This window comes from Algoriphagus resistens, from assembly GCF_001442615.1.
GTDB classification, from domain to species: domain Bacteria; phylum Bacteroidota; class Bacteroidia; order Cytophagales; family Cyclobacteriaceae; genus Algoriphagus; species Algoriphagus resistens.
In genome coordinates, this window is record NZ_LMXN01000005.1 from 339,787 (window position 1) to 364,379 (window position 24,593).

Genomic DNA, 24,593 nt, shown 5'->3' on the forward strand with positions numbered 1-24,593 from the left:
ATCAGTTCGGCACTAATATCCTCTGGAGAAGGATTAGGTCTTTTGTCGTTTTCGGTTGTATTCAAGAATCTCTTCTTCAGTAAGAGGTTCAGTTTTGGTAATTACTGGAATTTTTTTGTTAATCCCATCATTATCTTTTTCCCATATTTTTTCTACTGTGATACGGACTAAATCATCTTTTAAAAAACTTTTAGGAGGTAAAAAGTCTTTTACATTACACTTCAAGGCTTCAGCCGCAAGGTTTATTTGCCTGATGTTGTATTTAGCAGGCAAAGATGGATTTTCTATATTTCCAACTAATTTATCCGAGAATCCCATATCAACTGAAAGGGCACTTTGACCAATTTTTAAAAGTTCCCTTCTATCGCGGATTTTCTTTGTCACATACAAATCAAGGGCGGACACAACACGTGTTATTTTCTCATTTTCTTTCATTTATCAATGAAAGTTTAAATTGAGCCGATATCCACCTACTTATAATTAGGTGATTTCAAATATTTATATTATTATTGACTTAAATATTATGAGTTCGGTGGCAAAAGCTACCGTTTGATTAATTTTGCGAATCTTCAAATAGCATTCGCACTTGTTTGTCTGAAACTGAAACCTAGGAAATTTCAAGTACACGAGACAATAAGTGAGGGTTGCTCACGCCATTGGCGTGGGCTCACTTATTCGTGTACGAGGTCTTCCTAGGTACCTAGTTTCGATATGTTGAGTCCCACGCCTCTTTTTTTTGGCTTGGTCTCAACTTGGACTATCATTATAACCCAAGTATCATGGAACAGACCTTGATTTTTTCTGGATTAAGTAGCTTCCCGGGATCAGTATTCTGGAAGATAGATCTGTCTGCGCTTTTTTACATTGGGTCACACAGTTCTCTTACCTATTACATCCTTCCAGAGGAGCAGGGCATTATCGCATCAGATCGCCTGTATCCCCTGAAGCCCAAGAATCCTATATAAAGGGTTCGTTTTTTATCGCCGATTAAGGGGAGGTGCACATCCCTGAGCAGATCGGTTACCACACACTCACGTCAGCAAGCTCAGAATAGCCGGTAGAGCTGACACATTACATCTTAGTATTCATTATTGCTGGTTGCTCGGTTGGGGCGAGGTGGGATTAGTATGTCTTGTTTGGAGCCAAGAAGCTAGAGTCAAGAATCAAGAGTCAAGAAGCTAGAGTCTTGAAGCTGATACTAAAGTCAAGTGTTAGTAACGAGACTTCATCATTCGGAATTCATCATTCGATACCTGCCCGCCTAAGGAGGGTTCATTATTAAAATGATGATAGAGTCCCTTGAGACTGCCGCGGCTCGTACCTCGCCTCGCAGTGACGGTGCACACTTCGGTCTTCCGTCTCCTGTCTTCGGTCCCTCTTCACCGCACTTCGGTCTCCCGTCTTCCAGCATTACAAACAAAAAGCACATGAAATGCCTGAAGCAGGATAGCTATGTCTAATTCTATCTCAGTTGAAGGCATTCCATGAGGCCATTAAAAAACAATTATAAATCTCATGAAAAAATTAATACTCATCTGCTTACTGGGATACCTATGTCTTCCCACAAGCACACTCCCAGCACAAGTTGCTGATTCACCCGGGGCGGATTTTCTTCATAGGTCACGCCCCACCGTCTCCCCTGAACACGGAGACTCCCATCGGGGCGGGGAGACCCGTCCCGATACTCTGTCCATCGGCGATCAGATTCCATCGGGGATTGAGTTCTCCGAAGTATTACACTATAATTCGGATAAGCTTCGTCTGGATGACTATCAGGGGAAGTATGTCATCCTGGAATTCTGGGCACCTACCTGTACGGCAAGTATTGCATCGCTGCCCCAGCTGGATGCGATCCAGAGGAAGTATGGCGACAGGATTGCCATACTGCCTATCTCAGTTTTTGCTGAAGATAAAATTGCGGAGACTATTTCAGGCAATGAGCGTTTAGAGGCGGTGGAGTTGCCGCTTATTGTGAATGCTGGGAAGATGCGGTCCTATTTTCCGCATAAGGTAATCCCACATCTGGTGGTATTGGATCCTAAAGGAAGTGTGATTGCCATCACGGGAATAGAGGATCTGACGGAGGCCAATTTAGAAAAACTGTTGAGTACAGCTATTTCTCCCTTCCGCTATAAGGAAGATGTACAGATCCAATTACCGATCAAGGCAAAACTGCTGACTGAAACACCGCAGCTTCCCAATAAAAACATCTGGTTTGAATCCGCAATGACGGGGTATATCCCTGGGGTAACAGGCTCATTGATCCAACAGTTTGGCGCCATGTCCCATATCCGGATTGTCAATATGAGTCTGCTATACCATTATCAGCTGGCTTTTTCAGGAAGGGATCTTGTGGATTATTTTGGCAGAAACCGGATGGATACAGAGGGTTTTGATACCGAAGAACTGTGGTCTAATAAAATGGGGATGGATTATGACGATTGGATGGCGGAGGGTACGCATGTTTTTGGTTACGAGCTGATCGCACCGTCCTATATGGATCCTTACCGCTTGATGCGGGAGGATTTAAAAAGGTACTTCCCCCATATTGAGGCCGGTATAGAGGATAGATCCAAAACAGTCTACGCTTTAGTGCAACAGGAGGGGAAAAGTTATCCTCCTTCTACTGGTAACCCCAAGTCTTACAGCACATCGCAAGGCGTGAAAATGGTCAATTATCCCCTGCAGGGATTTGTGTATCACCTCAACTCACTCTTCTATGCAAACAGCCCCTATCCGATTGTAAATCTTACCGGGATTGATTACCCGATAGACCTGAGCCTAGACACCCGCATCGGTGATTATGACCAGCTGAAACAGGCCTTGAGGGCCAAGGGACTGGACTTGGTAAAAAGAGAGGAAACACTGCCGGTGCTGGTATTGAAGAAGGTCGGTGAACCTAAACTGTTGAGGCCATGAAAAAGCTAGTATTGATTTCAGTTATATGGGCACTGTGTGCAGGACATTCCCTAGTAGCCCAAAATCAGCTATTAAAAGGCAGAGTGGTGGACCAGGACGACGGGCTGCCATTGCCGGGTGCCTTGGTGACTGTAACGCCGGGTAATATATCCAGGGTGTCTGATGCTGATGGGATATTTGAATTCAGTCTAGGTGAAGGGGATTACGAATTGGTTCTCCAGTTTCTTGGCTATGCGACTTTGAAGCATCAGGCTGCAGTTCCAACTTCCGGAACATTGGTTTTGGGGATGGAATCAATGGATATGGAGCTTGGGGAAGTACAGGTGTTGGCTACCGGTTACCAGGAGATTCCCAGGAGCAGGGCTTCAGGATCTTTTGTTTCACTGGATGAGGAGCTGATTGACAGGCGTGTGAGTACTAGTCTTATTGACAGGCTGGAGGATGTGACCTCAGGGGTAATATTCAACCGGACGGGAGATTCAGGAAGGGATCCTATTTCGATCCGTGGCAGAAGCACCCTGGGCAGGTTTTCACAGCCTTTGATCGTGATCGACAATTTTCCGTATGACGGGAGCCTGGATGACATCAACCCCAATGATGTAGCCTCGGTCACGGTTCTCCGTGATGCTGCGGCTGCGTCCATCTGGGGGGCAAGAGCAGGAAACGGTGTGATTGTAATTACAACCAAATCCGGTAAAACCAACCAGGGGATGCAGGTAAGCCTGATGGCCAATGCCAACTGGATAGAAAAGCCAGATCCTTTCCTTGCCCCGCTTCTTTCTGTTTCCGATTATATTGACATCGAACAGGGCTTATTCGCCAGTGGCTACTACAACAGTACGATCAATAATGTCTCACAGCCTGCCTATACACCGGTGGTGGAGATTCTTCACCGGCAACAGCAAGGGTTGATCAGTGAGGCGGAAGCCAATAGTACGATAGCAGGGTATCGACAGCATGATCTGCGTAATGACCTGAACCGCTACCTATATAGACCGCAACTGAATCAGCAATACAGTATTGGGGTTTCCGGGGGGCTTGATTCCTACCGGTATAGGATTGCCCTTGGCTATGATGGGCAAAGGCAAAATGTAGTAGGCAATTCTTCTGATAGGCTGACGCTGGACGTCAAGAATGATATAAGGGTCTTGGAGGATAAACTTGGCATACAACTGGGGTTTTACGGGGTCAAGAATAGCAGTATTGATCAGAATGCTGGTCCTGATGATTTATATTTTACATCTTCCCAAAATGCCTATCCCTATGCACGTCTGGCAGATGAAATGGGCAATCCCCTGGAGGTAAACAGACAATTTAGCAACCGCCTGAAAAATTCCGCAAAAGAACAGGGTATGTTGGATTGGGCCTACAGGCCACTGGATGAATTGGGTAGAAACACAGGGAGGGCAAGCCTGGATGACTGGAGGCTTAATTTCGGGATGGATTATCGGCTGATGAAAGATCTGGATATTAAGGTTCTATATCAATACTGGCAGCAATCTGGGATAAATACCACCACCTACAGCAGGGATAGCTATTATGTGCGTGAACAGGTGAATCTCTTCAGTGAGTTTGATGAAAACGGGAATCTTATCCATAATATCCCTTACGGAGACATATTGGGCAGATCCACATCCCAGTCATCCAGTCAATCCGGACGGGCGGTGCTGGAATATTCCCCGACTTTCAAAGAAAAGTGGGAATTGCACGGCATGGCAGGGGCAGAATTGAAAAAACTTGATTTTCAGAGTGCTTCTTCCAGGTATTATGGATATGATCCGGATAGGGCGAGTACACAGGTAGTGGACTATAAAAGCCGATTTCCCATGTTTAACAATCCATCGCTGACTGCCAGCATACCAAGCGGTGACAGGATCGGCGGGGGAGCCGACCGTTTTTATTCAGTTTTTGCAAATGCTTCTCTATCCTATTTGAACCGCTACCTGGTTACCTTAAGCGGCAGAAAAGACGGTTCCAATCTTTTTGGGGTTGAAACCAATCAAAGGGCGGTTCCTTTGTGGTCGGCGGGATTGGGCTGGACACTGAGTGAAGAGGATTTTTATCACTGGAGCTACATGCCCTTTCTTAAGTTACGTATGTCCTACGGATACAACGGCAATGTGGACAGGAGTTTGTCGGCATTTACCACAGCCCAGATCTTTGCCACAAATTTTCTTACCCAGCTTCCTTTTGCCCAGATAGTAAACCCTCCCAACAGGGAACTGCGATGGGAAAAGATCAAGATCTTCAATCTCGGGCTTGACTTTGAAAGCAAAAACAGCCGGATATCAGGAAGCCTTGAGTTTTATCTCAAAGAAGGGCTAGATCTGATCGGGCAGACGCCTTATGCACCTTCTTCCGGTATCCAGGTGTTTACAGGCAATAGTGCAGGTACCAGAACCAGAGGATATGACCTGACCCTGGAAACAAAAAATATAGACCGGTCATTTCGTTGGTCAACCGTTTGGCTACTCTCCGGGTTTAAAGAGGAAGTTACAGCCTTCGAAAATGAGCCGGTTGTCAGCAATCTTTTGAGCTATGGGGATACAGGCCAGGGCGGGACTTATTTCCCGGTTATAGGGCGTCCGCTTTTCGGGATTTACAGTTATCCCTGGGCCGGACTCAATGCCGAAACAGGGGCGCCGGTTGGCTATCTGGAAGGGGAGGAATCAGAAGATTATCGGGCCATTGTAAATGGTGCGTCTCTGGAGTCTGTGATTTATCACGGTCCTGCCAGACCTACGGCCTTTGGATCTGTCAGGAATACGTTTTCATACCGGGGGTTTAACCTATCGGCTAATATCAGCTATCGTTTTGGCTATTTCTTCAGAAGGACTTCAGTCCAATATGGAACTATACAGACCGCCGGGGGTGGGCATTCTGATTATGCGCTGAGATGGAAAAGCCCGGGGGATGAACAGCTTACGCATGTGCCATCCATGCCGGATTCCCGGAATACCTTCCGTGATCGCTTCTACAGGAACAGTGCTATACTGGTTGAGAAGGGTGACCATATCCGGCTTCAGGATATCAGGTTGGGGTACAGGGTGCCGACTAGATCCAGCGGTCTTTTATCGGGATTATCCAAGGCAGAAATATTTCTTTATGCAAACAATCTGGGGGTGATCTGGAAGGCTACAGATACAGACTGGGATCCGGATTTTGGATGGGCTAAACCGCGAAGAAACCTGGCGGCCGGTCTGCAACTTGATTTCTAAACAATTATCCACATGGGGCAGCCGGCCAAATAGTTCTTTATAGTATAGTGGCAATCTCCGACTATCCATAGTTCCGGCTGAGCTATAATGCTCAAAGTTTTATAGCATCCCCATTCTAACTGAACCTTATAATGAAAAGAAAATTAGTAATACTAGGTATATATATTACAGGTTTATGTTCCTGTGAAGGCTTTTTGGATCCCAAGCCAGATGATAGTCTGGTGGTTCCCACTTCCCCATCGGATGTGAGGGCTTTATTGGATAATCCGAATGTTTTTAATAAACAGCCTGTTTTAAATGTCCATGCCGGAGATGAATTTTTTATCTCAGAAGCAGGACTCAGCAGCTTGAGTAATTCCGAAGTGGGATCCTATCAATGGCTTGAAGACCCCTATCAGGGAGATAGGATAGACGATTGGTTCATTCCATACCAGCAGATATTCTATTCCAATGTAGCATTGGAGGCTTTAAGCGATATGACTGGGGCGGATATGGCTGAAATCAATACCCTAACAGGAGAAGCCTTGTTCAACAGGGCGCATGCATACTTTCAATTGGTACAGCAATTCTCTCCCGCTTACCAAAAACATGGTGGAAATGGGCAGCTGATGGGAGTAGTCGTGAAAGAAAGCCCTGATGTCAATGAAAACGCAATTCGATCTAATCTGGAAGATTGTTACCAATTGATTCTGGTGGATTTAAAAAAAGCCATCGAACTGCTGCCAGATCACCAACTGCCTAAAACGAGACCGGGCAAAGCGGCTGCATTTGGTATGCTGGCCAGGGTTCACCTGTTGATGTTCGACTATACTTCGGCAGCCGAAGCTGCATTGGAAGCATTGGATATATATAAAGAGAGGGTTGACTTTAATGAACTTGATTTGTCACAAAGCAGGCCTTTTACCATGTTCGGCCCTGAGACAGTTTATTATTCCGAACTGGTTTCAGTAAGGTTGAGCTCTTCTCCGGAGGTGTTTTTGGATACGTTGTTGAGGCACAAATACGGCGAGGATGATTTACGCTTTGCTGCGTATTTTGATGAGGCTGCTCCCAACCGCTATTTGTACAGAGGTCGCCTGAGCGGAAATTTTTCGCTGTTTGGCGGGTTAAGTGTTGGAGAACTGGAATTGATTGCAGCGGAGGGCCTCGCAAGAAAAAGTGAGGAGGCGAGGGCCTTGGAGTTGCTCAATGATTTTCTGTCGAGAAGAATTAACAAGGATGTTTTTACTCCAGTTGATTTGTCATCCGGTGGATTGTTGGGTAGGATTCTTGAAGAACGTGAAAAAGAGCTGGTCGGCAGGGGATTAAGATGGTCAGATTTACGGAGACTCAATCAAGAACCTGAATTCGCAAAAAAGATTGCTAAATATATCAACGGCAATGTGACCGAATTAGAACCGTCGTCTAAAAAGTATGTCTTTCCTATCCCTCAGGAGGAAATCCTACTTACGGGCATCCGTCAAAATGAGCGATAAAAGAATCCCCAAGACCATGGGCCTTGGGGATTACTGATTTGACTACAGTGGATTAAACACTCCTGGTTGATATATGGATTTTACCCCAGTTTCGGGATTATCATTATCAAATTGAACCAAACATTCTGGTCCGCCACTGTTGCATTGATAGGGCATCGTCTGAATTTCTTCCGTTACTTCTCGGTATCCAGAATCTTCATCTTCATCTGGAGTCCAGTACCGGGGTTCATCTTTTTCGGGCACCATAGTGGGCACATTCATAGCCATAGCTAAGGTTGCTCCGAACACTAATCCTAGTGCAGGGAGCAATTTTGTGATTGATTTCATAATCGTGTGGTTAATGAGGAGGTTTTACCCCTCGGTTAAACATTGCTTGTACTGTTCCCCTGATCAGGAGTTCCTTCCAAGAATGTCTTCCTTCTTGAGGAATCCATCCAAGAACTCCAGTTCAGAGGTTGAACCGTCCGGGTTGCCCCGGTTTGGGAATCGGTTCGGATCCCTGCACCGCCGAGTGTTGACAGGCATCTCAACTCCCTGTCATTTGAGATGGACGGTGCGATACTTATGTTTGATTTCCTGAGACTACTGTCTCGGATATAGTCTTTTGGGTATTTTTTGCAGCCCGTGCTTTAGATATTTGGGCTGTAGGGCGGTGAATCCACCTTCATCGCCCTTTATTTCTTTTATTTATTTCGTTGGTTCAATTTGTTCTGTGGTAGTGTAGTTTACTTGTGTTATAGTTTACCTTTGTTGTGTAGAAATGACATGTTTCTACACTAATTAAAGCTTAACAACCTGAGAGGCCTGGGGCATTAGCCTTGGGCTTTTTTAATGCGGTTTGGTATAGGCCAATGATAGCGAGTGTGATGAACAACGAGTTGACCATAAAGTGCTCTGCCCATCCCATACTGTTGATTATCCCTGCACAGTTGCAGGGGACTCTTGGGAAAGCTCCTACCCAGATCAGTCCCACATAAGTGGTGAAGACGGTGAGCAGGAGTATGCTTGAGAGATATCCCCACCACCGGCTGATTGAGAAGAGTAGGAGCCCGGCGATCAGCAACTCTACCAGTGGTACTGCATAAGCCAGTACTTCGGCCAATTCTGCAGGGAAGGTCTGGTTGCGGAAAGCGTTCTGGCTGTCTTTCCAACGGATCAGTTTGTCCATTCCTGTGTAGATCCAAAGCAGGATTAACAGGGCTAATGGTATTTTTGAAAGTTCTTTCATTTATGTTGTGGTATTTCATGGTTATCGTGATTAGATCTCTGTTCCTGTTTTGGTGTCAGACTAGGTTTAATAGGTCCAACTAACTGGTTTTCATTCGATTGTGGATTTGTTGCTGTGCTTGGATAAATGTCAGCAGAAATGGCAATCAGAAGCAAGGAAATGGTGAAATTAGTAGGGATATCGGTGAAATTCGCCGCCACAGAGGTGAAATTGGTAATTTTAGCTAGTGGGTTTTTGGGATACCATTTTGGTTTTATCCCAGCGTATTCAACATTTACCCATGGCCATTTGGGTGTTTATAACTGATGAAATCGAGCATGGATCCAAAGTCACACATTGGATGATTATAATGCATGCGGTTCCATATGGCCTTTAAAAGACTAATTATAAGCAGGTAAAATACTAGGGCTGGGGGAAAAGGAATTTAGTTAATCAGTATTGCAAATTCAGTTTGAATGGGTATCTTAGTTTAATCTAAAGTATTAATACTTTTTTGGACGCATCATTGAATGGGTAGGTGGAACTTCCATGCGGTGATCAGATGGTTCTATGTGGAGTATTTCGCTGAGTCTGTCGGAATCAAGCTGTATAGACAGATAAAGGCTGAAAAACGAAGATCTTCAATAAATTCATTTTCAGATTTTCCCATCAGGTTCCTTAAAAGTGGGGCGATTTTATCCGGACAGAGGTACGGTTTTAAAATCATGGTACAAAAAAGAACCTGCACGCAGGCAGGTCCTTCGAAACCGGAGAATTTTTAGTGGTTTACGTTTAAAATTTCCGGTACAGTTGCCGGGCTTCAGCAGAAGTCCTAATCAGATCAATAGGGATCCCACCAGCTAGATTCGTGTAAACGTGGTGAGACACTCCCTGAAAAAGCTTCCGGTAATCCGACCGTTTTTGTTGTTGCTTTTTCCCTGATAGCTGATTTTTCTGATGGATCCGAGTGCCTGTTGACACTCTTCCAAAGTTTGCTTGTTTATCATAACGTATAAATTTTAGTACCATGGAAACTAGTAATTCTATGAACCGGACCGACAATTCAGGTGAAAACTATAGGGATTCCGGTGAAATTGACTTGCTCAGAAGGCCAATGGAGCATCCGCTTTACTTTCTTTTCATTCTTTTTCTTTGCTATCTATTCGTTGACCTGTTTGCCACCTACCTATTGATGGGAAAAATTGAAGACTGGTTTATTCCTATTTACCACTATGTGGCTGGGTTTGCTATGATAGCCATTTATTATAAATGGTTGTTGCCGGTTTTTTTTGTTCGCAAAAGGAGGCTGTTGGCTGTTTTTTTACTGATTGTTCTGCTGGCCACTTTGGTTTACATCAAGCTATACTCCTTTAAGCTTGTGCAGTACGAGCTAGTCCTGTCCAAGGTGTTTTTGGTGCATGAGTTTCTTCGGGTTTTTCACTTTCTGGGCTTTACCACAGCTTTTTATATCATGTATGGGAACCTGAAGTTAAAACAGGAGAATTTTCAAAAAGATATAGAGAATGTGCAGCTGAAGGTCATGCACCGCTCCCTGCAGCTGAGTTCCCATTTTGTATTGAATTCATTAAGTGTCTATTTGGCCAGGATCATTAAGCTTTCTCCTGACCTGGCAACAGAATTTTCCTATCTGACCTCCGTTCTAAGGTATAGTTTCAAGGAATTTGGTGAGCCTAATTTTTTGATGGAGGAAGTGAAATCTGTAAAAAATTATCTTGAGATTCAGAAAATGCGGTTTCCACGTCTTACCGTAACTGCAGAAATAGATGTTCCTTCCATAGCAGAAATGTTACCGATGCCCAAGTTATGCCTACTTACCTTGGTTGAAAATGTGTTTTTCCACGGTGCTTATACCGATGTAGATCATCCCTGTATAATTAAGTTCCTGCTTGTCCGGGAAGAATCAACCGGGGATTGGGTATTCAAGGTTAACATAGCCAACAAGATCCAGCACTTGGGTGTAAAGCCCCGCTCAGGTTTTGGTGCCTCTTCCGTTTTCCGTGTGCTTGCCCATGAATTTGGTGAGGGTTTTCACTACAGCATTGAATCAGATGAGTCTACTTATTCTTTACTACTAACAATACACTATGGAAAAGCGATACAAAATCGGTCTGATTGACGATGAGGAAAACTCCCTGGAAATATTGGCTCAGGAAATCTCCATGCTTCAAGGGTTTGATGTGGGGTTTTCAACAGTCGATCCGGTCATGGGATTGGAGTACATCCTGAATGGAAAGGCGGATATCCTGATTACCGATATTATGATGCCTGAACTGGGTGGACTGGAATTATCCAGAAAACTGATAGATTCCGGTATTCCCGTCATTATCTGTACCGGACACTCCAAATATGCTACGCAGGGCTATAAGGTGGAAGCCCTTGGTTTTTTGCAAAAACCCCCTGATCCGATTGAGCTGGCCGAGGCACTGGATATAGCCAAAAAAAAACTGGATTCCCTTTACTGGCTCAGGAAGGAAGTAGAAGGCGGATTTGTGGTGGTTGGAGATGAACTGGGGCATTTGCAGCAGGTAATTTGGCCTGCTGAAATATTGTATATGGAACAACAAAACAAGAAATCCATTGTGAAAATGGAGGATGGGAGTGAATTCATTCTGGTTTCATCATTTATGGAAAGCCTTAGGAAACTCAAGTCCAGGCATATGGTGAGGGTACACCAGTCTTATGCGGTAAATATCCTAAAGGTTAGAAAAGTTCAATCGGATGAATGCGAACTGGTATCCGGGGATAAGATATCCATGAGCAAAACGTATAGGGAGCAATTGAGACGGATTTTTGAGATCAAAAGAATCCAATGATGGGCTCAGTTATGCACCTGAAATGAATTTGGGTTTTGGCCAGGATTTGGTGGTTACCGGGGGATACTATAAATCTGTTTGCCAAGTTCCCTGTAGAGCCTGTATCTGATCCTGGCCTCATGATGTTGTGTTTCCTGCGGAAAAAACCTGTTGACCATCATGTGTAGGTGGTTTAGCAGAAAAAGGATGCCGGAATTACCCACAGTATAAAAATAGTCATGGGAGCGGATGTTATTGAGGTAGGCTGTTGCGGGGAATTTTTCTTTATCATTTTTAGATACATAGTTAAAAGCTGATTTAAACGAAGATACATGGTGGGATGGTATACTTTTGACTTCGCCTTTGAGTTCCTCAAACAACTGGGGGTAGTTGGGAGACTGGGATAATATGAGTGTCCAGAGACTGACTATAAGGTTTTCTTTATCACCTGGAGCATCATGCAGGTGAAGGATGCGATGGGTTTTTGAGGCTAGGAATTTTGATTCCATATGGAACAGGCGGTGTGAGATTTTCAGATCTTTGATTCCGTATTTTGAGTTTTCCGGGTAATAGGAGGCTGTTTTCCAATCCAGCCCTTCTAAGGAAAACAAGTCAGAAAATGAGGCTAAAAGCAAGCTCTTTTCCTTGGCTGCTATTTCCAACAGGCGTAGGCGGATTTCTGCTGCTCCGTTTTTTCCATAGATCAGAAAAAACCAGTATGGGACTTTGGAGCTGACTTCCGGCTTTTCCAGGTGTTGGAACAGGCACTCCAATACTTCCGGGACGTCGGAGTCATCAAGGGTAAGGGTGAAGTAGAGGCAGTTGTCCTGCGCTTCAGTTATAGGATTGAACTCCCCCGTCGAAGGGGAAGTTGGCTGAGGCCTAGAGTATTGGAATACAAACTGTGGGTAGGCTGCCGTACCGGCTGCTGAGCGGAATATAGCTGAAGGAAACCAGGATGGATCACTGATGGTCAGTGTTTGGGAGCGTTTAAGTTCCTGCCAGAGTATCTGCAGGTCGTCTTTGTGGTACAGGTTGAGCAGCAGCTCCCTGTCTGCATGTCCGGCAAGTATGGGCTGGGGAATACCCAAATCATCCAGTTTTTTAGGCAGTTCACTTATATCAGAAACACTTTCGGCAGCAAGTCTCCATCTTCGGCTCTGAAGGCAGATTTTTCCCCAATTTAACTGGGAACAAAAGGGAGCGTTGGAGAGGGTTTCCCCCTGGTAGGGCTTAAATCTATACCTTTCCTGATGGGCAGCTTCCCAGAGCAGCCGCAAGATGGGGTGGGTGATCTGTTCTCCGTTCAGAGGGTGCAGTACGACTGGTATTACCCTTTTTCCACTGGGTTTATGGAATAGCTGGATTTGGTTGGTACTGATTCCCAGGTACAGCTCATCGAATCCAAGTTGGTTTTGGGTCTGTGGGACAAAAGGGGTGATTTCATAAGCAAAGATGTTGGTGACATTGCAGATGTGCTGTTTAGAATCGGATTCCGTGAGTGCTAGATGTGCGTAGATCACTTGATTATCCGTATAGATACGGTTTTTGATTTCTTGGCTGTGTAACTCTATGGCAGGATGCCTGTTAAATCTCCCGGTATAAACAAAGGGGCGGTTGCAGACCATGTTTTCTATGACCGGATTACCCAATGAGTCTAGCCGAAAAAGAATCTGTAGATCGTAAATTCCTTTATCCGGTTCTTTATTGGGAAAGAATTCTTTAAGGTCTAAGGAGCGTTGGGTTTGATGCCCCAGTAGGATAGGTGCAATGTCGTTTTCAGTGGGTTCTCTGTGCTGTAGGAATTGTCCGGAAAGAAAATCACTGTGGGATAAGAGTGTCTCTAGCTTGAGGTATCGGTCATCAAAATGAGTAGTGAACCAGTTTTTGAAGTCCCTCACGAAGTTGCTTTCCTCCTTTGCAAACAAGGCTCCTGCAGAATCAATAAACTGTTGCAGTTGCTTTTTCGTGGTTTCAGGGATTTCAGGGTGATTTTGCACCACCATGTCGCTACCATTGAATTGTGATTCTGTACGATATTCAGGGGTCAGAAATCCTGTTTCCAGAATCCGCTCCCATAGGCTTTTTGCCTGCCCGGAATCTATATGTATTCCTTTTGGATTGAGCAGCTGTTGGAATCCTTGGAAGTCAATTGGTTGTTTTGAGGTGTGTAGGATCAGGTTTTCAAAGAGGCTATTTACAGGAAGTTTGCATCCCTTCCAGTGTTTGCTCTTATGATCAAAGATCAATGCATGGTAATACCCGAGTTTTTTATGGACTCCTGGAATCAGTCGGTAGTTGCTGTTCAACGGGTTGACAGCGGATTCAGTGTGAATTGAGGGGGTTATTCTAGTCTTCCTGTCAATTTCTACTGTCTGAAGGGGGAAGTGTAGGTTTATTTCCTCACCCCACTTACCTACACCGGCTCCGGCAAACATCCCGAAAGGGGTAGGGCGGAAGCGGCCGCGGAGCAGGTATTTCCTGAGTTTGATCCGGAGGTTCCTATCCAGTTCAGCAAAAGCTTTTCCTTCGAGTTTCCTGTAAAAAACAGTCGAGGAGAGTTTAATGGCTTCCAGAATTTTTTTTCGGTTTTCCTCAAGTACTACTGGGTCTTCAATATTGAAATGGAAGAGGGGGATTCTGTATAGAAAAGACATACGGATTGTTTTTTCTTCAATCCTAGGGGAAATTGTGATTGGGCTGACGATTCTGGTGAAACTGTATGGGATTCTGGTGAAATTATCGTTCGGAACCTGATTATTTAAATGAATACTGCCCAACAATCAGCAAAAAGTGGTGTGATCATCTCTTTCGAGAGCTTTCCGGGCGATGGACCAGCATTTTCATGGTTTTAGGCCATTTTTCAAGCTGATTTGGGGGTGTATTAATGGCGGGTTTATTGGATGTATAAAAAACCAAAAAAGCAAGTTTATGGTGAAATTAACCGGATATTGGTGAAATTTGCAGTTCCAAAATGGAAATTCCTTTGAAATGAATAAAACTCAAGGAGATTTTTCAGGAATTTCTGGTTCTTGAGGCCCCTTATGAACAGGATCAGTGGCTTCTATGATAAAAAAAGGGGAAAGCTGTAGTGACCGAATGAGTGTCAAAATTTTTACACCAATAATAGAAGGTTGCTTTGGGGGTGCCTTCTGACGCGGCAAAGCTGCCTTGCTCTGACCGGATTCCTGCCACTTACAGAAAAGAGTATAATAATCTTCGTTTGTCGTATTTTTCATCCTGCAACATTATATATTCAGAACTCAACTAGCAATATGGTTTTGTCGGACCGATACGTTGAAAAGCTAACCGAGGATCTGCAGGATTAAAGTTTTCGAAACCAAAATCCGTATCAAATTAGCACTTGCCGAAGCACAGGTGCGAGGACAAAGCATATTTGATTATGCGCCAGAGCAAAGGATTATGAAATGTTAGTCGAGGAAATGAGCACTAAACTAAACTGAGCACAAAATGGCTAAGTAGCTAAACGACCCGATCAACGGCAATAAAAACCTGGGCTCTAAACAAAGGGGCTTAGGAATGCTGATTAACTCAAAACCCGAACTGCAGCAAAAAGAAAAAGTTTCCAGTAAAGAATTTGACACGGAGGATGTGAAAATCTATTCCCTCAGGACCCCGACTGACATATTTGATAAGATGAAATATGAGATAGGCAGAGAGACCAGGGCCTCTATGAGGGATATGATACTGACGGCGATTGCTAAGCATTAGGGAATTTAGAATATGGAGGCGTTGAGATTTCAACGGTCAGTGTGTGGTGTCGTAGCTATCCCAGAGGGTAGTTATGCCCATTGTTATGCTTTTCTTTAGTGTAATTGTCTATTTCTTACAAAAAAAAAGATTAACAATCTACATGAATAATTCATCACCTTCTTCTTTGATAATCTGTCCTACCGTTTTAAGTCGTGATTTGTTATTAATTAATTCAAGTTCCTGTAATCGATATCTGACTGAAGCTTGAGAAACATCGTGAAAATATGCTAATCTCTTAACTAGGAAAGAAAAATTTTCAATGTTTTCATATTGATCATCCAAGTATATAACGCCTTTTTGAAGCCCATTCCTTTGTTGACACCAATATAACCGACCAATGAAATTTTCTTTTGGCATTATCAAACATGATGAAAAATAATTAGCCTGCCATTCTATCCACTGCCTACTATTTGATAATTCATGTTTGTCAGTTTTGAAGTTGTAAACAGAGTCTTCAAAATTTTCATAGGTATATTGTCCAATAGATAGTTTTTGGTGCAGGATCAAATGTCCGAATTCATGAGCTAAAGTAAAAAATTCTCTAGTTGTTCCAATAATGGATTTGGATAGTCCAATTGATGGTTCATTAAAATCACAGCACCCTAGTAAATCAGATTTGTCTTCGAGTTCATAAACTCGAATATTTAATGTTTCTGATAAATATTGCTTAAAAGCTTTTAGTGTTAAAAAACTAGGCTTACTTAATATTAAAGGATTGATTTTATCTAACTCATTCCTGGTGATTTCCTCTATATCATGTTTAGATAGTTTATCAATTCCATAGCTAATAAATTCGTTTGACTCAATCTCTTTTATAGTACTAAGTATTCTTTTGTCTATGACTTTTTCTATCAGTTCAACACCTGAATCTATTAGGTTTTCATCAAGAGTTTCTTTCAACAGGGGAATCCGAAATCCTTGCTTATTTCTATTTGTTCTATGAAGAATTATATTATAATCTTCGCTTGATTCTCCTTGAATTAACATCATACCGGCAGATTCGGCAACATTGAAAGCGGCTTCTTGAAGAGGAGAATTAGTTATAAAAATTGCTTTGACATTAAGTCCAGTTATTTGCCTAATTTGATCTCGAAAACGTTCAATTTTTTCCACAGGAACTCTTTTCGAATAGTTTTTACACTCAATTATATAGATTAAGACATACCTATCAGCACCTGGAGGCCAAACTTCAATTGTTAGATCAAATTCAATGTCTTTTTTCCTCTCGTGAGAATAGTATTTCTTTTTCTCAAAAATCCGAAGGCAATCGGCTAGATGCCCTAATCGTTCCTCCTCAATAACTTTCTTTAGAATTTCCTTCGACTTAGATTCAAACTTATCCCCTTTATTTACAGTATTCACTTAGATGATTGTTTTTGAATTAAACATAACACTTCTAGTTACAGCACTCCCACTACCCTATAGCGTCTATATCGCCCTTGTCCACAGGTCTTCGGGGTTTTGATGTAACCAAATTAAGGATTTCGTAGATCCCATCAAGAGAGCTTGAAATATTTTTATTGGAGATTGACAGCACATGAGTGTAACCCTCTTGTCCTTACCCTCCGACCTTGAGCAGTTGAGTCATGGCTTTGTGCCGACATAAAATGGGAGAAAAGGGCAAATACCAACTGGTAGTGTAAAAGCAGAGCTGGGGAACCCTAAAACGTAAGCTCGAAGGAACCACAAAGAAAAACTTGCCATAAAGCTTTGAAGAACGTCTTCAAAAACTCAGAGAGGTCTGGATGGGCTGGGTAAATAATTATCGACTGGCCAGTATTCAGGCCAAGCTCAAACAACTCGATGAATGGCTGAGGAACCGACTCAGATATTGCATCTGGTACGACTTGAAGAAACCTGAGCGCAAACTTAAAAATCTAATCAGACTGGGAGTGGATCACGATCTTGCTTATGCATGGAGTAGAACCAGAAAAGGAGGAAGGGCTGTTGCTCAAAGTCCAATACTGGGAACAACAATCACACTTTCCAGACTGAGAAGAAAAGGTTATCCAAGTATGCTGGACTATTACTCAAAATCAAAGCCTGAAATTCATTGAACCGCCTTATATAGCCTGTCCCGAGAATCAGGAAGACTCTTACCCCGTACATGCGGGGGTGGGAGAGGCGCACCTCGCTAAATAAACGGTTGGCGAGGCCGTGTCGATTGTGCGTTCGTGCCTCTCTTTCAGTAAACAGACCTTTAGTTTCTTGTCAAGATTTTATTGAAAATTCTGGTATCAAGAGTAACACCAAAAAAGAAGCCCCATTTCCATGCATCAGTAAGTTTTATATTGTCTGCTGTTCCAGTATATACACTTTGCCCTAAAACAAAGTCTGTTCCATCTGGTGCTTTGGTTGCAACTTCTTTTATTTTTCCATAGTGTCCACCAAAAATTAGACTTCCTCCTCTGGCAAATTCATAAGTTCCCCCAACAAAAAAATTCTCTCTAAATGTATTGTCTATTGATACTCCAAAAGTTGGATTTAGCCTTGTTAACCAATTGGGTTCTTTAAGAATATCTCTTCCTCTTGTCAAGTCGCTTCCATTTCGGAGATATTTAAATGTATTCTGCCAATACCAAATTACATTGAATGTAAGCATAGTTCTACTTCCATTATTTAAAGCGTTAATTGTATTCGTTGTATCAGTTAATGGAAAAACATCAAAGTCAGGTTTTGCTAAGTTGGTTGAAATAAAAGAAGCACCAATTGCAACATGATATAGTTTATTGATTTTTAGCGTGTAGGTGGATAACACATTAGTTTCCATTTGATTTTGTTCGTTTTCATCAGTCTTCTTGATATTAAATGTCACATTATCTGAAGTATAAGGACCTCTTTCAAATCTTATCACTGTCCAGTCAGCTGGAGATTTTGAACCTTGGGTTGAGAAAGTTTCTTTATTAATAGGCTCGTAACTTCTTATTTGTAAATCAACAGGAGAGTACTCGGCACCAACAACTTCCAAGTCATATTTATCAATATCATTCCTATCAACAACTAAGTAGATGTAAAATCTATCATCTTGGTCAAGATTGACTGGGACGTTGCCAATGAGCCGACCATTTTCATCAAGAATAATAAATGCTTGGTCACTCCCAGAAAAATATCTTGTATTACGCATTACTAGAGACTTTAAATCATGATATGAATATTTTGTAGGTTCAAAATTGTTCAATAGGAAATCTAAAGCTGATACTGTTTTCCCTAGATTATTTGTGGGGTTTGGCGTTTGTGACCCTGTACTAGCATCTTTACCTATATCAGCTATAATCAAATCCTGAAAACCACTTGACTTAAAAACCAAATACAGGGTTTTACCTGAAGTGATGCCAGTAATTACTCCTGTTTCCTTATCTGGGATTTGCGTTGCTGTTATGTCTTGTCCCATTACATTTTCAATTCTTAGGACATAATCTTTACTACTTAAGGCAGGGTCAGGACTAATCGTAATGTTTTCCTTAGTGTTCAGTTTAGAAACATCAATATTTCCTTTTGCATTACTTGCTTGAAATGTAAGTGTACTGCCAGAAGCTGGTTTACTAATTGTAATTTTCTGTTGTGCAAAGCAAGATGTTGCAACTAAAATTGCAATGACCGTATGTAGAAATTTATTTTTCATCTTTAATTGAGTTTCAAGTTAAGATTGTCTAAAATTGTTTTTATTGGAATAGCAAAGGTTACATCTTTTTCGTTTCCCGCTACGATGATTCCAACTGCATAATTCCATTCATCAACTACTAATGCGCCAGAATCGCCTCCTATTGAAAATGGGAGATTGCTGTAGGGTTTGATGCGAATTAAGTTGGACAATTCTCTGAATTTACCATCGGGGTATTTGATGTTTGCAGATACATCAACATCGTCAACAAATCCTGTTGTTGGAGCTGCATTATTTGTTATACTCTTAATTTTCAAAGTTGTCTTTCTTCGCTTGTCAGTTTCATCAATTTTTCTTACCGCTTTCGGAATATTTAGTAATGGAACTGATATGTCAATCGAGATATTGAGATTTGTTTCTATCAACGCAACATCAAGCCAAGAATTTTTAAAAGCAAATTTTATTTTGCCAATAGGAGAACCGTTAATTGGATGAACAACATCTTCTTTTCCAATTGGAATAAAAATATCCCAATCATGATTTTCATTCCAAACTGCATGATAGCAAGTTAAGATAAATTTCTTGTTATCACCATTTCTTAAAACAGGATAAGCAACACTACCTTTTAAAGCATTCCTATATGCTTGTTGGTTTGCTATTTCATCCGACGGTTTTATTGCTGACGATAATGTTTTTATATCATTTTCTTCTACCACTATTTTAACTCGCAATAATTTTGTTTTACCTGTAAGAGTTTTGAATGGAATAGTATTTTGAATTCCTGTTGTCCCTTCCTTGACATGAACATTTACTGCTTGATTTTCATAATCCAATTCATAGAAGAAATAACCTTGTACTCCCTTGAAAGTATCGTCAAGAAAAATTTTAAGCCTTTTAATATCGTTTCCTTTAATATAATCATCAACTTCATTGATGTTGTCAAATTCCCAATCTGCTTTTTCGTTTAGTTTCCGTTTTAGATTTTTCACCTGTAATAATATGTCAAGTAAATCGTGAAAAAATTTTGAACCCAAACTTAAAAACATTCCAGATATTATTGAGCCTACAATATTGGAAAGTAGTTTCCAACCTTTGAAATCATCAGGTATCCAAAATAGATTAAAATCATCTTTGAAAAAATCAAATAGATTGGCTTTAGCAATAAGTGCTATGGCAGTACCAACAAAAATTGACATTGTCTGAATTTTCTTTTCTCGGTTTTTTTCAGCGAAGTCGGTATTTTGTTTACTTGCAAGGCTATCGTATTGGAGTTTGATGAAGTTTGCAATCTTCTCCGTTATCAAACTGAGAATAAGCAAAACTATTGTCGGTTGAATTACTTTATCCATTGTTTATTTTATTAATATACAAAACTTACACTTTAGTTTCAATTTAGCATTATTGCAATAGTATGAAGCACAATGTTTGTATATCTCCTATTGGTGATATCTATACACATCGAAAATGTGTCCACAGGTAGTTGGTGATATATCTCATTTATTTGAATCTAGTGTTTAACTCAATCATGCTATTGGGCTATAAAGGTTAATCATTAGAAAGTAAACGTTTACCATCGAAAACTTCCGATTAAAATCTTTTGATATTTCTCATTCTGATCTCAGCACGAAAAGCTGTTTGATCGTTTCCGGATTTAAGCCCGAATGGGTAGAAAAAGTTGGTTTTACTTACCTCTCTAGATCGCTATCCTAAAGGGATCTAGATCATACCTCGAAAAAAAGGATCGAGAAAAGCTGTTCTCATTAACTATAAGTCACCTACAAGAAGAGAATTATTTCAGACAAAAAAAATACCCTGTACAGGGTATTTTTTTGTCTGAAAACGAAAAATCAGAACAAAGTTTTCTTTCCATTGCTAATCAACTATTGATTTTTTAATCAAGAATACTCTCTATTTGCAGGATTAAATCCAGTTTTGACACGATTCTCGCACCACTGAATACAAAAACCCAGTCTAATTGCCAATCTGGACTGGGTTTTATAGCGTGGCTGCATGAGTTTTTCAGCAGACCCTAAGTTGGTATTAAATGAGCCTTTTTTTTGAAACTCCCCGTTCGTGCAGATTTTATAGTGTGATAGTTTGGTTCTGGGTCAGGACATACCTTTGAGATGAAAGCTGATCGCTAGTTTTGCTGCCCTCACCGCCTGATCCATTCTTTGAATTTTCCAGCCCTATTCTGGCTTACAGTCACCTCTTCCGGAAAGGAGGGAGACAGATGTAAGAGGAGCTTTCCATGGCCGTTTGAGCGGAAATATACACACGCCTGGTAATGGATAATCATCTTACGGTTTATCCTGAAAAAATCACGGCTTGGTAATTTCCGTTCCAGCTCATCCAGGGTTTCATTAAGAAAATAGGTGGTTTGATTGGATGTAACCAGGTAGTTCATCCGGTCTTGATGGTAAATGAACCGTATATTCTGCAATTCCATGGGAATTGTTTTGGTTCCCTGTTGTACAAGCAGGATTTCCATCTCGGTTTTGGTGTGTGTATTGCCTTCCCGGTTTCTTAGGATTTGGTAATAGAACAGGTAATAGATATTGAACAGGAACACCGGCAGCATCATTGCCGGTATGGAGCTGTGGTAACCTGGGTTTTCCGGGGATGAGGTCAATTCAAAATACCATTGATAGATTGAAAGAAAGAAGAAGTCTATGATTCCGGGAAGTAATACGCCAAGGGCAAATTGCAGCGTCAGCCGGATCATGGGTCTTTCTTTCCAGTCATATCCTTTGTCAAGCTGGACTGTTACCCTATGGACAAACTCAATGAAGAAACAGGCGATTAAAAAGGCGGCCAATAGCTTGATATAAAATGAACCCTGGGAGAGTGAATCAAGGAACCGTGCCCCAGTGCCGTACATGGCTACCAAGAAAGCGGCGATCACGCATAGCAGGATGCGGATCATCTGGTCATTGTATCGTACCGGTAGCTTTTTTTTAACCAAAACACAAGCAGTTACAGTCCCAATCCCGGCTTTAGGCGGGGTTGGGGAATTTTCTGGTGTCTTCCGAAAACGGAGAATATAGGTATATAAGTTAAGAAACTCTTCGGTAATTTATTGACAGCAAGGGTTCTGAGGATTAGTTACTGATGTTTTTTGAGGTCTTTTAGGTAGTTTTTTCAGATTTTAGTTATTGAGTTTACTGTATTTTGGGATTTTTCCATCGCTTTTCACTGCCTTTCCATCCCGTTATTCACCTGATTGGGGATTTAGGGAAGACGATTTTTACTTTTTCTTTGATCCTGAGGCTATGTTTGTGCTGTGCCCTTTTGGGTACTTAGTCCTATTTTATATTCAGCCCGCGGGCAGTTTTAACCGGGGATCTCCCCATTTAAAATTGTCAGATTATGAATTACAATGAACAGTTTAAAGAGCTATTCCTTCAGATGAAAGGGGAGGTGGCAGCAATTGCGTCCACTTCTTCCAACCGCCTAGGTACAGTACAGGAGTCCTACCTTTTGGTAAGCAAATATTGTGAACTGGTGAAACCAGCCGATGAGTTTGATTCTATTCAAGAAGAAGTGGAATTCTTCAAGAAGATCAGACCCGGCTTTGAAGCCGAACTGATTTATTTTGGAGAGCTTTATTATATACTTTCCAGCCTTCCGGAAAGAAGAAGGGATGCTATCCGCTTCTTGCAAAAACAGTATTCACCCCTACGGATTTACTGCCAACGGTATCAATTGCTCTATGAATATTGGTGTTTGGGAAGGTCTGGGTTTGATATGGATCTGTTTGTGCGCTCTGAGAGGAATAGGACGTTAATGCTTACGAGCCCATTGCCCATTGGAGATGCTTATACGACACCTGCAGGTAAGGTGGTTGCCCGGTTCCGTGCCTATAAGGAACTTCATGGGTTTCTGGATAAGGAGATTGCACATCTTAAAAACAGGAAGGAAAGGGAGAGCCATTCTTTTAAATGGACTGCTACCAAAGCAGCATTGGTCGAACTGGCCTATGCACTGAAAGCATCCGGAGCCATTAATAATGGCAATGCCTCCATCCGGGATATCGCCATGCATCTGGAACGGGCCTTCCAGCAGGATCTCTCCCAGTTTTATAGAACCTTTCAGGAGATCCGTATCCGCAAAAACAGCCGTACCACTTTCCTGGATCGGCTGAAGGAAAAGCTGGAGAGCTGGATGGACAATACAGACCTGAACAGCAGGGGGGAAGGCTGATTTTTTTTATCCCCCTTCGGGTTTCAGTGTGAGCATTTTTTCTGATTCCGGCGCAGGTTTGTAGCAACAAAATCAAACATCTATGCTGGAAAATGTTTCATGGGGAGTCTTTCTTAAGCTGCTTGGACTTATTCTGACCTGCTATTTTGGGGTTGTAGTTATCCGCTACTTCCGATCTGATGTTTCCGGTTTTCTGCTAAACCGAAAAAGAGTGGGATTGGCAGGTATGCTTGGCAATAATGCGAATGAAGGTGACTTTTCCATGGATAATTTATCGGTATTGCTGGCTGAAATAGGCCCTGAACTCATGGCCAATACAGGGACAAAAGCCGAATTGATCAAACTCCTTCGGCAAAAAACAGATCGCTATGGATTGCCAGATTCCAACGCGGCACGCAAAATACTGTTGAACCACCTGCTGCTTGCCGCCAAGGCCGGACAGGTAGACCTTAAAGAAGAGGATCTGCTTGCCCTATTTAACACCTTACCTAACTGATCATTCAAACTGACTAAACTCACATTCAATGAAAAGGACTACTAAATGGATTAGTGCCATGTACCTCCTGCTACTCGCCGGAGTGGTGAAAGCCCAGGACGGAAATGCGGGCATCAACGAGGCTACCCAGCAGGTACGGGGATACTTTCAGTCGGGTACTGGGTTGATGTATGCAATAGGTGCCATTGTTGGACTCATCGGCGCAGTCAAGGTTTTCAACAAATGGAATAACGGGGAGCCGGATACAGGAAAAGTCGCTGCCGCATGGTTTGGTTCCTGTGTGTTTCTGGTCGTGGTAGCCACTGTACTTCAGAGTTTCTTTGGCGTCTGAAAATATACAGGATATGGACCTGCTCAAACAGCGAAAAATCGGGATACTTCCGCAGATTGATATTGCTGGCCATCGCTACACCATTGATATCCGGCTCAATGAGCTCAGGAATAGTGATTTCCCCCATAAAAAGTTGGGTCTGGATGAAATGGCACCCACACCGAATGGTCAGCATTACCTGTTTTTCTATGACCGTGAAAACAGATCTATTCTACATGTTTCTCCTGATCTGCTCAAGATTCCTGAACATACGGTCTTGGTGGCAATACCGGATGAACTGGGACTGGATCCGGTAGGGGTGGCCAGAAAGTACGGACTGGGGGACGAGTATTTTCTCAAAATGTACCCGTATGGGAAAGGACTCAAGGCAAAGGTTATCCCACTGGACAAATCAGGACTGCCGGAGTATGTTGTAGCCAATCAAAAACAACATCGGCAGGATCAACAAGATCCGCAGAAAAAACAGCTGCGGAAATCCCGGTAGCTGTCTGGAGAGCGCGGGTGTATAGTTTGAGGTATTTTCTCAAAATGCACCCCTATGTAAAAGGACTCAAGG

General features: G+C 42.3%; 22 protein-coding genes. 13 read left to right on the plus strand and 9 right to left on the minus strand.

What is annotated here, in order from left to right; all coding sequences use genetic code 11:
• Nucleotides 1-33 precede the first annotated feature (33 nt).
• Nucleotides 34-435, minus strand: coding sequence for a hypothetical protein (locus AS141_RS12000; protein WP_057937899.1), 402 nt, complete (start codon nucleotides 433-435; stop codon nucleotides 34-36).
• 344 nt (nucleotides 436-779) lie between these two features.
• Here AS141_RS12000 and AS141_RS12005 point away from each other — a divergent pair, with 344 nt between their 5' ends.
• The 4 genes from AS141_RS12005 to AS141_RS12020 all read left to right on the plus strand — a co-directional run bounded on the left by AS141_RS12005 (nucleotide 780) and on the right by AS141_RS12020 (nucleotide 7,612).
• Nucleotides 780-965, plus strand: a complete 186-nt coding sequence (locus AS141_RS12005) for a hypothetical protein (RefSeq protein WP_057937900.1) — start codon at nucleotides 780-782, stop codon at nucleotides 963-965.
• Between the two features lie 550 nt (nucleotides 966-1,515).
• Nucleotides 1,516-2,919: a TlpA family protein disulfide reductase gene (locus AS141_RS12010; RefSeq protein WP_057937901.1), complete on the plus strand. Its 1,404-nt coding sequence runs from the start codon at nucleotides 1,516-1,518 to the stop codon at nucleotides 2,917-2,919.
• Complete coding sequence (locus tag AS141_RS12015; RefSeq protein ID WP_057937902.1) at nucleotides 2,916-6,137, plus strand: SusC/RagA family TonB-linked outer membrane protein; 3,222 nt, start codon at nucleotides 2,916-2,918, stop codon at nucleotides 6,135-6,137. The genes AS141_RS12010 and AS141_RS12015 overlap by 4 nt, the downstream gene beginning before the upstream one ends.
• A gap of 131 nt (nucleotides 6,138-6,268) precedes the next feature.
• On the plus strand, nucleotides 6,269-7,612 hold the full coding sequence (locus tag AS141_RS12020) for a RagB/SusD family nutrient uptake outer membrane protein (RefSeq protein ID WP_057937903.1): 1,344 nt from the start codon (nucleotides 6,269-6,271) through the stop codon (nucleotides 7,610-7,612).
• A 42-nt stretch (nucleotides 7,613-7,654) separates the two neighbouring features.
• On the opposite strand, the gene AS141_RS12025 is transcribed toward AS141_RS12020, so the two are convergent.
• Both AS141_RS12025 and AS141_RS12030 read right to left on the minus strand, forming a co-directional pair.
• Nucleotides 7,655-7,939 (minus strand): DUF6520 family protein, encoded by a 285-nt coding sequence (locus AS141_RS12025; RefSeq protein ID WP_057937904.1) that lies wholly within the window; start codon nucleotides 7,937-7,939, stop codon nucleotides 7,655-7,657.
• A 460-nt stretch (nucleotides 7,940-8,399) separates the two neighbouring features.
• Nucleotides 8,400-8,840, minus strand: a complete 441-nt coding sequence (locus AS141_RS12030) for a MauE/DoxX family redox-associated membrane protein (RefSeq protein ID WP_057937905.1) — start codon at nucleotides 8,838-8,840, stop codon at nucleotides 8,400-8,402.
• A 138-nt stretch (nucleotides 8,841-8,978) separates the two neighbouring features.
• Here AS141_RS12030 and AS141_RS12035 point away from each other — a divergent pair, with 138 nt between their 5' ends.
• Nucleotides 8,979-9,146: a hypothetical protein gene (locus tag AS141_RS12035; RefSeq protein ID WP_157243451.1), complete on the plus strand. Its 168-nt coding sequence runs from the start codon at nucleotides 8,979-8,981 to the stop codon at nucleotides 9,144-9,146.
• Between the two features lie 533 nt (nucleotides 9,147-9,679).
• On the opposite strand, the gene AS141_RS26560 is transcribed toward AS141_RS12035, so the two are convergent.
• A complete protein-coding gene (locus AS141_RS26560) occupies nucleotides 9,680-9,826 on the minus strand; it encodes a hypothetical protein (RefSeq protein WP_157243452.1) in 147 nt (48 codons plus the stop codon).
• 20 nt (nucleotides 9,827-9,846) lie between these two features.
• Here AS141_RS26560 and AS141_RS12050 point away from each other — a divergent pair, with 20 nt between their 5' ends.
• Complete coding sequence (locus AS141_RS12050) at nucleotides 9,847-10,956, plus strand: histidine kinase (protein ID WP_057937909.1); 1,110 nt, start codon at nucleotides 9,847-9,849, stop codon at nucleotides 10,954-10,956.
• On the plus strand, nucleotides 10,925-11,653 hold the full coding sequence (locus tag AS141_RS12055; protein WP_057937910.1) for a LytR/AlgR family response regulator transcription factor: 729 nt from the start codon (nucleotides 10,925-10,927) through the stop codon (nucleotides 11,651-11,653). The genes AS141_RS12050 and AS141_RS12055 overlap by 32 nt, the downstream gene beginning before the upstream one ends.
• A 53-nt stretch (nucleotides 11,654-11,706) precedes the next feature.
• On the opposite strand, the gene AS141_RS12060 is transcribed toward AS141_RS12055, so the two are convergent.
• A complete protein-coding gene (locus AS141_RS12060) occupies nucleotides 11,707-14,289 on the minus strand; it encodes a lantibiotic dehydratase (RefSeq protein ID WP_157243453.1) in 2,583 nt (860 codons plus the stop codon).
• An 883-nt stretch (nucleotides 14,290-15,172) separates the two neighbouring features.
• Here AS141_RS12060 and AS141_RS12070 point away from each other — a divergent pair.
• Nucleotides 15,173-15,364 carry a hypothetical protein gene (locus AS141_RS12070; RefSeq protein WP_057937913.1) on the plus strand — a complete coding sequence of 64 codons (192 nt, stop codon included), beginning with the start codon at nucleotides 15,173-15,175 and terminating at the stop codon, nucleotides 15,362-15,364.
• A gap of 138 nt (nucleotides 15,365-15,502) precedes the next feature.
• Here the strand turns inward: AS141_RS12070 and AS141_RS12075 are convergent, their stop codons facing one another.
• Entirely contained in the window at nucleotides 15,503-16,768 is a 1,266-nt protein-coding gene (locus AS141_RS12075) for an ImmA/IrrE family metallo-endopeptidase (protein WP_057937914.1), read from the minus strand.
• 383 nt (nucleotides 16,769-17,151) lie between these two features.
• Here AS141_RS12075 and AS141_RS27055 point away from each other — a divergent pair, with 383 nt between their 5' ends.
• Complete coding sequence (locus AS141_RS27055) at nucleotides 17,152-17,463, plus strand: group II intron maturase-specific domain-containing protein (RefSeq protein ID WP_232424884.1); 312 nt, start codon at nucleotides 17,152-17,154, stop codon at nucleotides 17,461-17,463.
• A 143-nt stretch (nucleotides 17,464-17,606) separates the two neighbouring features.
• Here the strand turns inward: AS141_RS27055 and AS141_RS12085 are convergent, their stop codons facing one another.
• The 3 genes from AS141_RS12085 to AS141_RS12095 all read right to left on the minus strand — a co-directional run bounded on the left by AS141_RS12085 (nucleotide 17,607) and on the right by AS141_RS12095 (nucleotide 21,972).
• Nucleotides 17,607-19,028, minus strand: a complete 1,422-nt coding sequence (locus AS141_RS12085; protein WP_057937915.1) for a hypothetical protein — start codon at nucleotides 19,026-19,028, stop codon at nucleotides 17,607-17,609.
• Between the two features lie 2 nt (nucleotides 19,029-19,030).
• On the minus strand, nucleotides 19,031-20,356 hold the full coding sequence (locus AS141_RS12090; RefSeq protein ID WP_057937916.1) for a chymotrypsin family serine protease: 1,326 nt from the start codon (nucleotides 20,354-20,356) through the stop codon (nucleotides 19,031-19,033).
• 806 nt (nucleotides 20,357-21,162) lie between these two features.
• A complete protein-coding gene (locus AS141_RS12095) occupies nucleotides 21,163-21,972 on the minus strand; it encodes a LytR/AlgR family response regulator transcription factor (protein ID WP_157243454.1) in 810 nt (269 codons plus the stop codon).
• Between the two features lie 404 nt (nucleotides 21,973-22,376).
• On the opposite strand from AS141_RS12095, the gene AS141_RS12105 reads away from it, so the two are divergent.
• From AS141_RS12105 to AS141_RS12120, 4 genes are all read left to right on the plus strand, one after another.
• Nucleotides 22,377-23,210: an RteC domain-containing protein gene (locus AS141_RS12105; RefSeq protein ID WP_057937919.1), complete on the plus strand. Its 834-nt coding sequence runs from the start codon at nucleotides 22,377-22,379 to the stop codon at nucleotides 23,208-23,210.
• 82 nt (nucleotides 23,211-23,292) lie between these two features.
• Nucleotides 23,293-23,706, plus strand: a complete 414-nt coding sequence (locus tag AS141_RS12110) for a hypothetical protein (RefSeq protein ID WP_057937920.1) — start codon at nucleotides 23,293-23,295, stop codon at nucleotides 23,704-23,706.
• A 58-nt stretch (nucleotides 23,707-23,764) separates the two neighbouring features.
• Complete coding sequence (locus AS141_RS12115) at nucleotides 23,765-24,037, plus strand: DUF4134 domain-containing protein (RefSeq protein WP_262480998.1); 273 nt, start codon at nucleotides 23,765-23,767, stop codon at nucleotides 24,035-24,037.
• A gap of 13 nt (nucleotides 24,038-24,050) precedes the next feature.
• Nucleotides 24,051-24,521: a hypothetical protein gene (locus AS141_RS12120; RefSeq protein WP_057937922.1), complete on the plus strand. Its 471-nt coding sequence runs from the start codon at nucleotides 24,051-24,053 to the stop codon at nucleotides 24,519-24,521.
• Nucleotides 24,522-24,593 lie beyond the last annotated feature (72 nt).

Coding starts and splice junctions, on each gene's coding strand:
- AS141_RS12000 (WP_057937899.1), bottom strand. CDS start 435: ATGAAAGAAAATGAGAAAATAACACGTGTTGTGTCCGCCCTTGATTTG.
- AS141_RS12005 (WP_057937900.1), top strand. CDS start 780: ATGGAACAGACCTTGATTTTTTCTGGATTAAGTAGCTTCCCGGGATCA.
- AS141_RS12010 (WP_057937901.1), top strand. CDS start 1,516: ATGAAAAAATTAATACTCATCTGCTTACTGGGATACCTATGTCTTCCC.
- AS141_RS12015 (WP_057937902.1), top strand. CDS start 2,916: ATGAAAAAGCTAGTATTGATTTCAGTTATATGGGCACTGTGTGCAGGA.
- AS141_RS12020 (WP_057937903.1), top strand. CDS start 6,269: ATGAAAAGAAAATTAGTAATACTAGGTATATATATTACAGGTTTATGT.
- AS141_RS12025 (WP_057937904.1), bottom strand. CDS start 7,939: ATGAAATCAATCACAAAATTGCTCCCTGCACTAGGATTAGTGTTCGGA.
- AS141_RS12030 (WP_057937905.1), bottom strand. CDS start 8,840: ATGAAAGAACTTTCAAAAATACCATTAGCCCTGTTAATCCTGCTTTGG.
- AS141_RS12035 (WP_157243451.1), top strand. CDS start 8,979: ATGGCAATCAGAAGCAAGGAAATGGTGAAATTAGTAGGGATATCGGTG.
- AS141_RS26560 (WP_157243452.1), bottom strand. CDS start 9,826: ATGATAAACAAGCAAACTTTGGAAGAGTGTCAACAGGCACTCGGATCC.
- AS141_RS12050 (WP_057937909.1), top strand. CDS start 9,847: ATGGAAACTAGTAATTCTATGAACCGGACCGACAATTCAGGTGAAAAC.
- AS141_RS12055 (WP_057937910.1), top strand. CDS start 10,925: ATGGAAAAGCGATACAAAATCGGTCTGATTGACGATGAGGAAAACTCC.
- AS141_RS12060 (WP_157243453.1), bottom strand. CDS start 14,289: ATGTCTTTTCTATACAGAATCCCCCTCTTCCATTTCAATATTGAAGAC.
- AS141_RS12070 (WP_057937913.1), top strand. CDS start 15,173: ATGCTGATTAACTCAAAACCCGAACTGCAGCAAAAAGAAAAAGTTTCC.
- AS141_RS27055 (WP_232424884.1), top strand. CDS start 17,152: ATGGGCTGGGTAAATAATTATCGACTGGCCAGTATTCAGGCCAAGCTC.
- AS141_RS12085 (WP_057937915.1), bottom strand. CDS start 19,028: ATGAAAAATAAATTTCTACATACGGTCATTGCAATTTTAGTTGCAACA.
- AS141_RS12090 (WP_057937916.1), bottom strand. CDS start 20,356: ATGGATAAAGTAATTCAACCGACAATAGTTTTGCTTATTCTCAGTTTG.
- AS141_RS12105 (WP_057937919.1), top strand. CDS start 22,377: ATGAATTACAATGAACAGTTTAAAGAGCTATTCCTTCAGATGAAAGGG.
- AS141_RS12110 (WP_057937920.1), top strand. CDS start 23,293: ATGCTGGAAAATGTTTCATGGGGAGTCTTTCTTAAGCTGCTTGGACTT.
- AS141_RS12115 (WP_262480998.1), top strand. CDS start 23,765: ATGTACCTCCTGCTACTCGCCGGAGTGGTGAAAGCCCAGGACGGAAAT.
- AS141_RS12120 (WP_057937922.1), top strand. CDS start 24,051: ATGGACCTGCTCAAACAGCGAAAAATCGGGATACTTCCGCAGATTGAT.